This is a genomic window from Nocardiopsis sp. NPDC055879 (assembly GCF_053615935.1).
Genome location: NZ_JBSHCT010000003.1, coordinates 327486 through 340404 on the forward strand (window position 1 = coordinate 327486; position 12919 = coordinate 340404).

The following is a 12919-nucleotide window of genomic DNA, read 5'->3' on the forward strand; positions in this document are numbered from 1 at the left end:
CGGTCCTCGGGGCCCGTTGCCTATTCGGTGGCGATGGTCAGTTCGCCCACGGGATCCACGTCCACGATGATCCGGTCACCCGCTCCGACCTGCTGATCCAGCACCATGCGCGAGAGCCGGTTGCCGATGTTGCGCTGGATGGTCCGGGCCAGCGGCCGCGCGCCGAACTCGGGCTGGTAGCCCTTCTCCGCCAGCCACCGCACCGCCGCGTCGGTGAAGCGGATCGACATCTCCTGCGCCGCCAACCGCTCCTCGGTCCGCTTGAGCATCAGGCGGGTGATCTGCGCGATCTCGTCCTCGCCCAACTGCTGGAACACGATGACCTCGTCGATCCGGTTGACGAACTCGGGCCGGAACTCCTCCTTGAGCCGGCGCATCACCCGGCGCTCGGTGTCGGCGTCCATCTGCCCGCCGTCGGTGAACCCCATCGGCCCACCGCCGGTGATGACCTCCGACCCCAGGTTGCTCGTCATGATCACCACGGTGTTGCGGAAGTCCACGGTCCGGCCCTGACCGTCGGTGAGCCGACCGTCGTCCAACAGCTGTAGCAGCAGGTTGAACACGTCCGGGTGGGCCTTTTCCACCTCGTCCAGCAACAGGACCGAGTAGGGGTGGCGACGTACCGCCTCGGTCAGCTGACCGGCCTCCTCGTACCCCACGAACCCGGGAGGGGCGCCGGTGAGCCGGCTGGCGGTGTGCCGCTCCTGGAACTCGCTCATGTCGATCCGGACCATGGCCTCCTCGGAGCCGAACAGCGCCTCCGCCAGGGCCCGGGCCAGCTCCGTCTTGCCCACACCGGTCGGCCCCAGGAACAGGAAGCTGCCCACCGGACGATCCGGGTCGCCGAGCCCGGCCCGGTTGCGGCGGATCGCCTCCGACACCGCGGTGACCGCCTCGTCCTGACCGATCACCCGGTCGTGCAGCACCTCCTCCAGGTTGACCAGCCGCTCCCGTTCCTCCTGGGTCAGCTGTGACACCGGGATGCCGGTACTGCGCGAGACCACCTCGGCGATGTCGGCCGGTTCCACCTCGGGGACGGCCGACCCGGTTCCGCGCGCCTGGTGCATGTCGCTCCTGGCGGAGTGGATTTCGTCGCGCAGCCGGGACGCCTTCTCGTAGTCCTCGTCCTGGACCGCGCTCTCCTTTTGCTCCTCCAACTCCTTGAGCCGGGTCTCCAACTCGCGCAGCCCCGTACTGGAGGTCTTCAACCGCAACCGGACCCGCGCACCGGCCTGGTCGACGAGGTCGATCGCCTTGTCGGGCAGGAACCGGTCGGTGACGTAGCGGTCGGACAGCTCGGCGGCCGCCACCAGGCTCTCGTCGCTGAACCGCACCTGGTGGTGCGCCTCGTAGCGGTCGCGCAGCCCGCGCAGGATGTCGACGGTGTCCTCCACCGACGGTTCGGGCACCAGGATGGGCTGGAAGCGACGCTCCAACGCCGCGTCCTTCTCCACGTTCTTGCGGTACTCGTCCACCGTCGTGGCACCGATGATGTGCAACTCACCGCGGGCCAGCGCGGGTTTGAGCATGTTCCCGGCGCTGGTCGAACCCTCCGAGGCGCCCGCACCGACGATCGTGTGGATCTCGTCGATGAAGATGAGCAGTTCCTCGGAGTGGGCGCGGATCTCCTCGACGATGCCGTTGAGCCGCTCCTCGAAGTCGCCCCGGTAGCGGGTGCCCGCCACGATCCCGGACAGGTCCAGTTGCACCAGGCGTCGACCGCGCAGGACGTCGGGGACGTCGTCGTCGAAGATGCGCTGGGCGATGCCCTCCACGATCGCGGTCTTGCCCACGCCGGGGTCACCGATGAGCACGGGGTTGTTCTTGCGCCGCCGGGCCAGCACCTCGATGCACTGGTCGACCTCGTCGTCGCGGCCGACCACGGGGTCCAGACGCCCCTCGCGGGCAAGCGCGGTCATGTCGGTGCCGAACTCGTCCAGCGTCGGCGTCCGCGACGGCTCGGCTTCGGGTTGTTCGGCGGAAGGCGCCGGCCCGGCCGCGTTCTGTAGCGACTCGGGGTTCACCCCTTGGTCGCGCAGTAGCTGACCGACCGGGTGATCGGGGTTGACCGCCAACGCGAACAGGATGTGCTCGGGCACGATGGCGGGGCTCCGGGTGGCCCGGGAGATCTGCAGGGAGTCGAGCAGGGCCCGCTTGGCAGACGGGGTCAGCCGGGCCGACCCGCGCACCGCGCGCGGGGCCTGGGCGACCGCCTGTTCGATGACGTCCTCCAGTGGCTTGGCGTCCGCTCCGGCGCGCTCCACGAGCTTGCGGGTGGGCGGGTAGTGCAGTAGCGCCCACAACAGGTGGACCGAGTCGACGTCGGCGCCGCCGTTCTCCAGCGCGCGCCGGGCGGCGGCGTCGGCGACCTGGCGGGCCTCGGGGCTCATCAGCTTGGAAAGGTCGACGCGGCGGACGGGTCCGCGGGCGCCGAGGAACCTGGCCAGGAACTCGTCGAAGGACCCGGGTTCTCCACCCGGGCCGTCCGGAAAGTCGTTCGTCATCAGATCGTCTCGTCCCTCGTGCATGTGGTGACAGGCCGCGGTGGTGGCGTGCTCGCCCTGGCGAGCAAGTGCTTGTCGGGCGGTGGCGGAGGCCCGGCGAGGCCGTCCGCCATCCCTGTCTCCACACTCCCCAGGACCCCCACGGCCCACACGTGCAAGGCGGGGTGGTTCGGGTAACCCACCGGTAAGGGGGTCACCATGGAACGCGTCGACCATCTCCCCGACGTAGGGGGTCAACCGACCCGTTCCACGGCCTCCTCCGGTTCGTTCGCACGGTGTCCGCGCAGCACCGCCATCATCACCACGGCCGCGACCGCCAACAGGACACCGCCGGCCCCGGCCGTCACCTGAAGGCCCAGCCCGAACGCCGACGCGGCGGCCTCCCGCAGGGCGGCCCCGGCCGTTGAGCCCAGGTCGTCGGCGGTCGCCAGGGCACCGCCGATACTTCCCCGAGCCGCCTCGGGAACGTCACCGGTGAACGCCCCCGACAGACTCGTGCGGTACACGAGCAGGCCCAGACTGCCCATCAACGCCAACCCCAGGGTCTGTCCCAGGCCCGCGGCCACGTCGGTGACGGCCGAGGCCGAACCGGTGCGTTCCATCGGCACGGAGGACAACGCCAACTGGCTGCCGAGCGTCATCGCCGGAGCGCCGCCGATCGAGGTCACCGTGGTGCCCAGGATCAGCGGCCAGGCGCTGCCCGTGCCGGCTCCCCACAGGATCGTCGCCAACCCGGACACGGCCACCAACATTCCGCCGCCGACCACCACGCCGGTGGTCAGGAAGCGGATCAACACCGGGGTGAGCATCGTGCCCACGAAACCGGCCACCGCGGGCACGATGAGCAGCGCTCCCACCAGGCCGGGGGAGATCCCCAACACCGACTGTAGGTACTGCACCAGGAACAGGTCCGTGCCGGCGGCGGCCAGCAGCATGAGGAAGCACATCGTCACCGCCAGCACGAAGATCGGGCGGGCGAACATGCCCGGGTCCATCAACGGGTCCTTCAAGCGTCGCTGCCGTCGCACGAACCACCACAGCAACGCCGAACCCACCACGACGGCGGCGAGCAGCGACGGCCGCGATCCCTGCGCGGCGAGTTCCTGGAGCCCGTACACCAGCAACACCAACGCCACCGTGGACGACAGCACGCTGGGCACGTCCATGCGCCCCGGATTCGGGTCGCGGTACTCCGGTAGCAGGAACGGCAGGGTGACCAGCGCCAACAGTGCCACCGGCACGTTGACCAGGAACAGCGAACCCCACCAGAAGAACTCCAGCAGCAGCCCGCCCAGGGGCGGCCCCAACGCCATGCCCACGGAGAACGCGCTCAGGTTCAGTGCCACCGCCGTGGCGAACTGCCCGGGGTCGGGGAACATCGACCGCAACAGCGACAGTGTCGACGGGGAGATGGTCGCCACCGACGCGCCGATCAGCGCCCGCGCCACGATCAACGTGACCGGGTCGGGGGAGAACGCCGCCAGGGTGGAGGACGCCGCGTAGGCCGCCAATCCGATCAGTAGCAGGCGTCTGCGTCCCACCCGGTCACCGAGCCGGCCCATGGTCAGGACCAACCCGGCGCCCAGGAGCTCTCCCACGTGCAGGATCCACAGGGACTGGGTGGCCTGTGGTTGCAGGTCCGCGCCGATCGCCGGCAGTGCCAGGAACAGCACGGACACGTCGTTGGCCATCATGAAGATGGGCAGGGTCAATACGGCCAGACCGACCCAGGCGGCCCGGCCGGCGCGGAGTGGATTCTCTCTCACGGAACTCATGGTTCGCCTTCCGGGTCAGGCGGGATGCGGGGTGAGGGAACGACGATCGCGCAGCGCGTGCGCCCACCAGGTGAGCTGGTCGAGCATGCCGTGGGCGGCCTGCGCCGCCCCCTTGCTCCGCTCATCGTCCGCGGGCCAGCCACCGTCGGCGTCGAACAGTTCCCAGAAGTCGGCGACGTGGACGCAGTCGCGCACCGGGACCGCGCACAGCTCCCCGAAGACCGGACGCAGTTGCTGCACCGCGTGGGCACCGCCGGAGATCCCGCCATAGGAAACGAAACCCACCGGTTTGGCCGCCCACTCGTCGTGGAACCAGTCGATGGCGTTCTTCACCGAGGCGGGAAAACTCCGGTTGTACTCGGGTGTGACGAGGACGAACGCGTCGGCCGCCGCCAGACGTGGACCCAGCGCCGCGACGTCCGGGGGGAGCGGGGACTCCTCCACCATGCGCAGCGGCAGGTCCACGTCGGCCAGGTCGACCACCTCCACCTCCATGTCCGGGCGGGCGCGGGCCAGCCGCACGAACCACCGGGCGGGTGTGGGCCCGAACCGGCCCTCGCGCACACTGCCGACGATGACGACCATCCTGAGCGGTCCCATGTTCACCACATTCCTTCTCGGGCTCTCGATCGATCGCCCCCACCCTCGTCCGAGCCGCACTCGGAACACCCTCGCCTCGCACTCGGTACGGTGAGTGCATGCGTTTCGGTGTGCTTGGACCACTCATCGTCCGGACCGATGACGGTGCCTCCGTCGACGTCCCCGAACGCAAGGTGCGCGTCCTGCTGGGGGCTCTCCTCCTGGCCCGCGGACGCCTGGTTCCCGTGGACACCCTGGTCGACCACCTGTGGGGGTTCGGCGACGCGCCGCTGCGACCCGATCGGGCCCTGCAACGCAAGGTGTGGGCTTTGCGCAGCGCCTTGTCGGCCGCCGAACCCGACGCGGGGGAGCGGGTCCGCTTCCGCTCGGCCGGCTACCTGCTCCACACGGCGGAGGAAGCGGTGGACGCCGAACGGTTCCAGGTGCTGGTCGCCCGGGCCCGCGCCGCCGAGGACCCGGGTTCACGCGCCGGACTGTTCGCCCGGGCCCTGGAGCTGTGGCGCGGTCCGGCTCTGGCCGACCTCGCGGACGAGACGTTCACCGAACCCGCCCGGGCGCGCCTTGAACAGGAATGGCTCACCGCCACCGAGGAGTACGCCCTGGCCCGCCTCGACCTGGGTGAACACCGGCAGGTCGCGCGGGACCTGAGCGAACCGCTGGCGGAGAATCCCCTGCGCGAGCGCCTGGTCGCCGCACGGATGCGTGCCCTGAACGAGGACGGACGTCGGGCCGAGTCCCTGCGCCTCTTCGCGGACCTGGCGCGCGGGCTTCGTGAGGAGTTGGGCGTGGACCCCGGCCCCGAGGTCACCGACCTGCACACACGTATCCTCCGCCAGGAATCCGGCGGTGGTGGGATCCCTCGGCGACGCCTGCCCAGGCCCCTCACCGAGATGCTGGGGCGAGAGGACGACCTGAGCCGGATCCGGTCCCTGCTGGCCCACGAACGACTGGTCACCCTCACCGGGTTCGGCGGGGTCGGCAAGACCCGTTTGGCCACCGCCCTGGCCCACGAACTCGACGGTGACACCCACATGGTCGAGTACGCCGCGCACGCGAGGGGAGCCGATCCGGCCGAGGTCCTCGCCCGTACCCTCGGTCTCCGGGACGAGGGCGAGGGCGGGACCCGTGAACGCCTCGTACGCGGACTGACCGGCCAGGACACCCTCCTGGTGCTCGACAACTGCGAACACCTCCTGGAACCGATCGGTGACCTGGCCGCCCACCTGCTCGCCCGCCTGCCCGACCTGCGCGTCCTCGCCACCAGCCGCGAACCCCTCGGGGTGCCCGGCGAACACCTGCACCCGGTCGGCCCGCTGCCCGTCCCCCCGTCCGTCTCCGACCCCGCCGAAGCGCACGAGTACGCCGCCGTGCGACTCTTCGTGGCGCGCGCCCGCGCGGCCGGCCCCGGGTTCGAGCTCACCGAGACCAACGCCCCCGACGTCGCCCGACTCACCCGCCGACTCGACGGCATCCCCCTCGCCCTGGAGTTGGCCGCCACTCGGATCCGGGCCCTGGGCGTGCACGGGGTGCTGTGCCGCCTGGACGATCGTTTCCGGCTCCTGGCCACCGCCCAGCGCCACCTTCCCCCGCGCCAGCGCACCCTGCGCGCCATGATCGACTGGAGTTGGGACCTCCTCGACGAGCGGGAACGGGTCCTGTTGCGCCGCGTGTCGGTGTTCACCGGCGGCTGGCACCCCGAGGACGCCGAGGCGGTCTGCGCCGACCCCGACCACGAGGTACTCGACCCCCTCACCCGTCTGGTCGACCGCTCCCTGGTGGCCGCCACCGTCGACCCATGCACCGGCGAAATCCGCCACCACCTGCTGGAGTCCATCGCCGACTACGCCCGCGCGCGTCTGGCGGAGGCGGGGGAGACCCGAGCGCTCAGGGACCGGCACGCCCGCCACTTCTCCCACCTGGCCGAGGAACAGCACGCCACCCTCTTCGGTCCGGACCAAGGGCGGGGTATCCGGCGTCTGGACGCCGAGGCGGCGAACCTGTACGCGGCCGTGGACCACGCGGTCGCCGTCGGCGACGCGAAGACCGCCCTGGAGACGGCGGGCGGTCTGACCTGGTACTGGTACCTGCGCGGCCGCTATCGGGAGGGGTTGCGCGTGCTCACCCTGGCCCGCGTCGTCGACGGCGCCGACGCCCACCCGGGACTCCACGCGACGGTCGAGGCCACCACCACCGTGTTCGAGATCCTCAACGACATCGGCCACGACCACGCCCAACGGGTCCGCGCCGCCCTGGAGGCGGGCCCGGAAACACCCCTGATCCGGGCCCGACTGGCGTTGATGCTCGGGCTCGCCCTGCAGAGCCGGGGCGATCAGGACGTCAGCGAGGAACTCGTCGGCCTGGCGCCGGCCACCTTCCGCGAACACGGTGACGATTGGGGCCTGGCCGCCGCGCTGGTCGCCCAGGCCTCCCACACCCTGGGGCGCGGCGACCTCGCCCGCGCCGAACGGCAGGGCCGTGAGGCGCTCGACCTGTTCGAGCGACTCGGCGACTCCTGGGGTGGGATGAACGCCCGTGGGGTCCTGGCGGTCCTCGCCGAGATCCGGGGCGAGTACGGGCGTTCCCGTCGTCTGCACGAGGCCGCCCTGGCGGACGCCGAGGAACTGGACCTGACGGTGGAGGTCGCCGGATCGCTGTCCGGGCTGGGACGTCTGGCCCTGTTGGAAGGCGACCTGGACCGCGCCGACGCGCTCCATCGCCGCTCGGCCGACCTGGTCCGGGGCCAAGGCGGTATCGCCGAACGTCAACACGCCCAGATGGGACTGGCGCTGTCCGCCCGCCGCAGGGGCCGGCTCGACGAGGCGGAGGCCTATCTGACCGAACTGGTCGACTGGTCGCGGCGGGTGCGGTGGTGGCCCGGCACCGCGCTGACCCTGTGCGAACTGGGGTTCGTCGCGGAGTTGCGCGGGGACGCCGATGAGGCGCTGCGCCTGCACACCGAGGGGTTGGTCACGGCACGCGGCACCGATGACACGCGAGCCATCGCCCTGGCCCTGGAGGGGATCGCCGGGGCGTACACGCTCACCGGACGCCTCGAAGAGTCCGCACGTCTGCTGGGCGTCGCGACCCGGGCACGCGAGTCCTCCGGGGCGCCCATGCCCGCCGCCGAACGCGGCGACGTCGACCGCGTCGAAACGCTGTTGCGCGCCGACCTGGATGAGGTGGCCTTCGAAAAGGCATTGCGGGAGGGCCGTGGGAGTGCCCTGCCACAGGTGGTCGCCGAGTTGATCGGCGATGCCGGCCGGTGATCCCGAAGGCCCACCTGCGAGGATGGGTCCCATGAACAGCGTGGGCGCGCGGCCTCAGGACGCCTGTTCCCGGCGATCCCCTCTCTGGTCGTCAGTGCCGACCGAATCTGAATGATCACTGTCACAGGAGGAGAACACTGCGGACTTTGTGTGATTACTGGCCACCTGACCGGTGTCGATGCTAGCCTCGCGGTGATTCCCTACCCATTCGGTCTGTTTTTGTAGGAGTCCGTTCTTGAGCACCGACAGCACCAACGAGCAGTCCTGGTCCTTCGAGACCCAGCAGATCCACTCCGGGGCCGAGCCCGACCCCGCCACCAACGCGCGGGCGACGCCCATCTACCAGACGACCTCCTACGTCTTCCGGGACACCCAGCACGGTGCGGACCTGTTCAGTCTGGCCGAGCCGGGCAACATCTACACCCGGATCATGAACCCCACCCAGGACGTTCTGGAGCAGCGTTTGGCCGCCCTGGAGGGCGGTGTCGGAGCGGTCGCCTTCGCCTCCGGCTCGGCGGGGATCACCGCCGCGATCCTCAACCTCGTCAGCGCCGGCGACCACATCGTCTCCAGCCCCCTGCTCTACGGCGGGACCCACAACCTCTTCCAACACACACTGCCCAAGCTCGGCGTGCAGGTGTCCTTCGTCGAGGACCAGAACGACCCCGAGGCGTGGCGCGCCGTCACCCGCCCCGAGACCAAGCTCTACTTCGCCGAGAGCCTGGCCAACCCCGGCGGTAACGTCCTGGAGGTGCGCGCGGTCGCCGACACCGCCCACGAGGTGGGTGTCCCGCTGATGGTGGACAACACCGTTCCCACGCCCTACCTCCTGCGGCCCATCGAGCACGGCGCCGACATCGTCGTGCACTCGGCCACCAAGTTCCTCGGCGGCCACGGCACCACCGTCGCCGGTGTGGTCGTGGACGCCGGCACCTTCGACTTCGGCGCCCACGGCGACCGCTTCCCCGGTTTCGTCGAGCCCGACCCCAGCTACCACGGCCTCAAGTACTGGGAGGCCCTCGGCCCCGGTGCCTTCGCCGCCAAACTGCGGGTCCAGGTGCTGCGCGACACCGGCGCGGCCATCGCCCCGCTCAACTCCTTCCTCATCCTGCAGGGCATCGAGACCCTTTCCCTGCGCATGGAACGGCACGTCGCCAACACCAAGGCGCTCGCCGAATGGCTGGAGTCCCGCGACGAGGTCGAGCGCGTCCACTACGCCGGCCTGCCCTCCAGCCCCTTCTACGAGCAGGCGCAGAAGTACCTGCCCAAGGGTGCCGGAGCCGTGCTCTCCTTCGAGCTGCGCGGCGGAGTGGAGGCCGGGCGCGCCTTCGTCGACGGCACCGAGCTGTTCAGCCAGCTGGTGAACATCGGCGACGTGCGCAGCCTCATCGTGCACCCGGCCAGTACCACGCACAGCCAGCTCTCTCCTGAGGCGCAGGCCGCCGCCGGGGCCACCCCCGGACTGGTCCGTCTCTCCGTCGGGCTGGAGCACATCGACGACCTGCGAGCCGACCTCGAACTCGGTTTCCGGGCGGCCAAGGCTCACCAGTGACCGAGCGATCCGATGCTTTCGCCTCCCGTCCCCACCACGGTGGGTGGCGGGAGGGCGATCCGGTGGGCGAACGCCGCTGGGTCCACATCGAGGAACCCTTGGAGCTGGAGTCGGGCGAGCGGCTACCGGACGTACGTCTGGCCTACCAGACCTGGGGGCGCCCGAACACCTCGGGCACCAACGCCGTCCTGGTGCTGCACGCCCTGACCGGCGACGCCCACGTGACGGGTTCCGTCGGGCCGGGGCAGCTCAGCCCCGGCTGGTGGGAGGGGGTGGTCGGCCCCGGGCTCGCCCTGGACACCGACCGCTACTACGTGGTCGCCCCCAACGTCCTGGGCGGTTGCCAGGGAAGCACCGGACCCTCCTCGATCGCCCCCGACGGGCGGCCTTGGGGGAGTCGTTTCCCACGCATCACCCTGCGCGACACCGTACGGGCCGAAGAGCACCTGGCCGCCGAACTGGGCATCGACACCTGGGCGGCGGTCATCGGCGGATCCATGGGCGGCATGCGTGCCCTGGAGTGGGCGACCACCCACCCCGACCGGGTGCGTGGCGCCCTGATCCTGGCCTGCCCGGCGGCCACCACCGCCTGGCAGATCGCCTGGGCCGCGCCACAACTGCGCGCGATCCAGACCGACCCGAATTGGGCCGGAGGCGACTACCACGACACCGACCGGGGCCCGGTGGACGGACTCGGTGTGGCCCGCCGCATCGCGCACGTCACCTACCGGGGTGCCGAGGAGATCGACACACGTTTCGGCCGCGACGCCCAAGGCGACGAGAACCCCGCCGAGGGCGGCCGGTACGCCGTGGAGTCCTACCTGGACCACCAGGCGGGCAAGCTCGTCGGTCGCTTCGACGCCGCGAGCTACGTGCTGCTCACCCAGGCGATGAACGGTCACGATGTCGGGCGTGGGCGTGGTGGCGTTCCCGTCGCGCTCGCCCGTATGCCCGAACGGACCATCGTCGCGGGCGTGACCAGCGACCACCTGTACCCGCTCGCCCAACAGGACGAGATCGCCCGCATGCTCCCGGTCCCCGGCCGGGCGCGAGTGATCGATTCACCTTACGGGCACGACGGTTTCCTCATCGAGGCCGCTCAGGTATCAGGCCTGGTCAAAGAGCTTTTGGAGGGTTAAGCCGGGGCGGTGGGCCGGGGCCATCTGGCCTCGCCTGTCGTCGTCGGGTGTGTGGGTGGGGCGCCTGGGGTCGGGGCTCTTCCGGTGGTCTGGCGGGGTGGGGGTGGGTTCTCCCTCCTTCCCCGCCGCGTGATTGTTGCCGCCCGCACCGCACGCGTCAAGGCGATGTCGGGTTCTGTGACGATGGGGTTAGTGGCCTTGACCCGTGCGGTGCGGGCGGCGGTTTGGCGGCTATCGGGGAAGGGGGGGGAGAGTGGTTGAGGTCCCAACGGCCCCGGGCTTCGCCCGGTCCGGCCGTGGCCGGCCGGATCCCTTCCCCACCGCCTCGCTGCATCGTTGAGCGCGTCGCCACTACGTGACGGGTCCGGTCACGAAGGGCCCGCTACAGGCCAGGCACGGGGCGGGCCGCGTCCCCGCGGTAGCCGGCTCTGGTCTTCACAGCGATGATCTTGCTCCTAGCGCCATGTTGGGCGCCCAAATGGGCGCTACGGACAAGATCAAAAACAGGAGCCCATTCGATTCCGGGATGTGGATAACCCAGAATAACCACCCCGCCTATGGTAGGCGCATTCACCGACCTGGAAATAGGTTGAATATACCCGCCGGTAAGCCTGTCATTCTCTGATGCATTCGCATATAATCAGAGTATGAGCTTTCCTCCCCACGCACCGCGCCCGACCGGGAACACCCCGGTCGATAAGGCGATGGCGGGTGCGCGGGAGATGGCGGTGGAATTCTCCGGCCGGGATATCCCGTTCGGGTGTGAAACCGAGACGCTCGCCCAGTTTCGCCGGCTCAATGGGGAAGTCGACCGGATCCGCTACGGGATGTTGCCCGCCCTGGCCCGGATGGAGGCCACCGGCGCCTTGTTGGAAGAGGGTGGCCAGCGCAGTATCCAGGCGTGGATCACCCACCAGTGGGGGACCTCTCCGGCCGAGGCCAAGAGCCTTGCCACCCTCGCCCGAGCGTTGTACCAGCAGCAGCTGCCCCTGGTGGAAGAAGCGTTCGGGAAGCAGACTCTGTCTTTGGGTGAGGCGTGCGCGATCGCGACCTCCACCGAAAAGGCCACCACCGAATGGGCGAAGGTCCTGGAAACGGCGGATGAGGAATTCCGTGCCCAGCGTCCTTCGGTGGAGGGGTTTCGGGCCCGGTTGGAATACGGGCTGATCGCCTATAAGCAGGAGTGCCCGCAGGCTTCGGTGCGCCAGTTGCGGGACGCGGCGAAATGGTTCGTCGCCCGCCTGGACCCGGAAAAGGCCGACCGGGACTACGATGAAACGTTCGAGAACCGGGGCGCCCAGTTCTCGCCCACGTTCGAGTCCGGGTTTTTGCTGCGGATGTGGGGGCCGGGGGCCGATAACGAACTGATCCAGGCCGCCCTGGAGGCTTACACGCAGCCGTATGGGCCGGAGAACGCCGCCGTGGCGAAGCATCAGCGCACTTATGACGCGATGATGCGGATCTTCGAGACCGCTCTGACCCACCGGGGTTGCTCCAGCCTGAGCCGCCAGCCGTTGGCGACCCTCAACATCACCGTCCCGCTGAAGCGCTTCCTCGGAGACGGCACCGCAGAGCCGGCCACCACCGAGGATGGTGTGGTGTTGCCCGATCAGATGGTGGCCCGCCTGACCCCCCACAGTTGGCTGCGCCGGTTCGTGACCGACGCCCAGGGCCGGACTCTGTTGGATGTGGGGCGTAAGCAGCGGTGCGCTCCGGACCCGGTCCGCCAAGCGGCCGGGTTCAAGAAGCCCTACTGCGAGTGGCACGAGGGCTGTGATGTGCCGCGTAGCTGGTCGCAGTACGACCACATCGTCCCCTTCTCCCACGGCGGGGCCACCAGCGCCGACAACATGCAGATCCTGTGCTCGACCCACAACAGGCTCAAGCACCGGTTACAGGCCAAGGTGAACCGGCAGATCTGGGAACACCACCACGCCCAGAACCGCCAAGAAGCAGGAAAGGAAGCCGGGTCCGGGGATGGGGAAGGAGAGCCAGCCCCAGCCACCGCCCCCTAACCACCGCGTACTTCCGCCAGGTGGAACACCACCCCGACGAGACCACCCCCGGTTGGGTGTCAGACCCC

The 12919-nt window shown here is 70.0% G+C and carries 7 protein-coding genes; 4 read left to right on the forward strand and 3 right to left on the reverse strand.

The features are described 5' to 3' along the window. Positions 1 to 20 precede the first annotated feature (20 nt). The 3 genes from ACWGKS_RS05500 to ACWGKS_RS05510 form a co-directional block, all read right to left on the reverse strand. On the reverse strand, positions 21 to 2504 hold the full coding sequence (locus tag ACWGKS_RS05500) for an ATP-dependent Clp protease ATP-binding subunit (protein ID WP_452521842.1): 2484 nt from the start codon (positions 2502 to 2504) through the stop codon (positions 21 to 23). 233 nt (positions 2505 to 2737) lie between these two features. Continuing rightward, positions 2738 to 4270 carry an MFS transporter gene (locus tag ACWGKS_RS05505; RefSeq protein WP_452521844.1) on the reverse strand — a complete coding sequence of 511 codons (1533 nt, stop codon included), beginning with the start codon at positions 4268 to 4270 and terminating at the stop codon, positions 2738 to 2740. A 24-nt stretch (positions 4271 to 4294) separates the two neighbouring features. Continuing rightward, complete coding sequence (locus tag ACWGKS_RS05510; RefSeq protein ID WP_358513845.1) at positions 4295 to 4879, reverse strand: NADPH-dependent FMN reductase; 585 nt, start codon at positions 4877 to 4879, stop codon at positions 4295 to 4297. A 98-nt stretch (positions 4880 to 4977) separates the two neighbouring features. On the opposite strand from ACWGKS_RS05510, the gene ACWGKS_RS05515 reads away from it, so the two are divergent. The 4 genes from ACWGKS_RS05515 to ACWGKS_RS05530 all read left to right on the forward strand — a co-directional run bounded on the left by ACWGKS_RS05515 (position 4978) and on the right by ACWGKS_RS05530 (position 12851). Next, positions 4978 to 8145: an ATP-binding protein gene (locus ACWGKS_RS05515; protein ID WP_452521847.1), complete on the forward strand. Its 3168-nt coding sequence runs from the start codon at positions 4978 to 4980 to the stop codon at positions 8143 to 8145. Positions 8146 to 8380: 235 nt separating this feature from the next. Further along, positions 8381 to 9697 carry a bifunctional o-acetylhomoserine/o-acetylserine sulfhydrylase gene (locus ACWGKS_RS05520; protein WP_358513841.1) on the forward strand — a complete coding sequence of 439 codons (1317 nt, stop codon included), beginning with the start codon at positions 8381 to 8383 and terminating at the stop codon, positions 9695 to 9697. Further along, positions 9694 to 10836: a homoserine O-acetyltransferase MetX gene (gene metX / locus ACWGKS_RS05525; RefSeq protein WP_358513839.1), complete on the forward strand. Its 1143-nt coding sequence runs from the start codon at positions 9694 to 9696 to the stop codon at positions 10834 to 10836. The genes ACWGKS_RS05520 and metX overlap by 4 nt, the downstream gene beginning before the upstream one ends. A gap of 647 nt (positions 10837 to 11483) precedes the next feature. Next, entirely contained in the window at positions 11484 to 12851 is a 1368-nt protein-coding gene (locus ACWGKS_RS05530) for an HNH endonuclease signature motif containing protein (RefSeq protein WP_358506286.1), read from the forward strand. Positions 12852 to 12919: the final 68 nt, after the last annotated feature.

Bases quoted from the DNA above. Each gene is read 5' to 3' on its own strand.
- ACWGKS_RS05530 (WP_358506286.1), top strand. From the start codon at position 11,484: ATGAGCTTTCCTCCCCACGCACCGCGCCCGACCGGGAACACCCCGGTC.
- ACWGKS_RS05500 (WP_452521842.1), bottom strand. From the start codon at position 2,504: ATGACGAACGACTTTCCGGACGGCCCGGGTGGAGAACCCGGGTCCTTC.
- ACWGKS_RS05515 (WP_452521847.1), top strand. From the start codon at position 4,978: ATGCGTTTCGGTGTGCTTGGACCACTCATCGTCCGGACCGATGACGGT.
- ACWGKS_RS05510 (WP_358513845.1), bottom strand. From the start codon at position 4,879: ATGGGACCGCTCAGGATGGTCGTCATCGTCGGCAGTGTGCGCGAGGGC.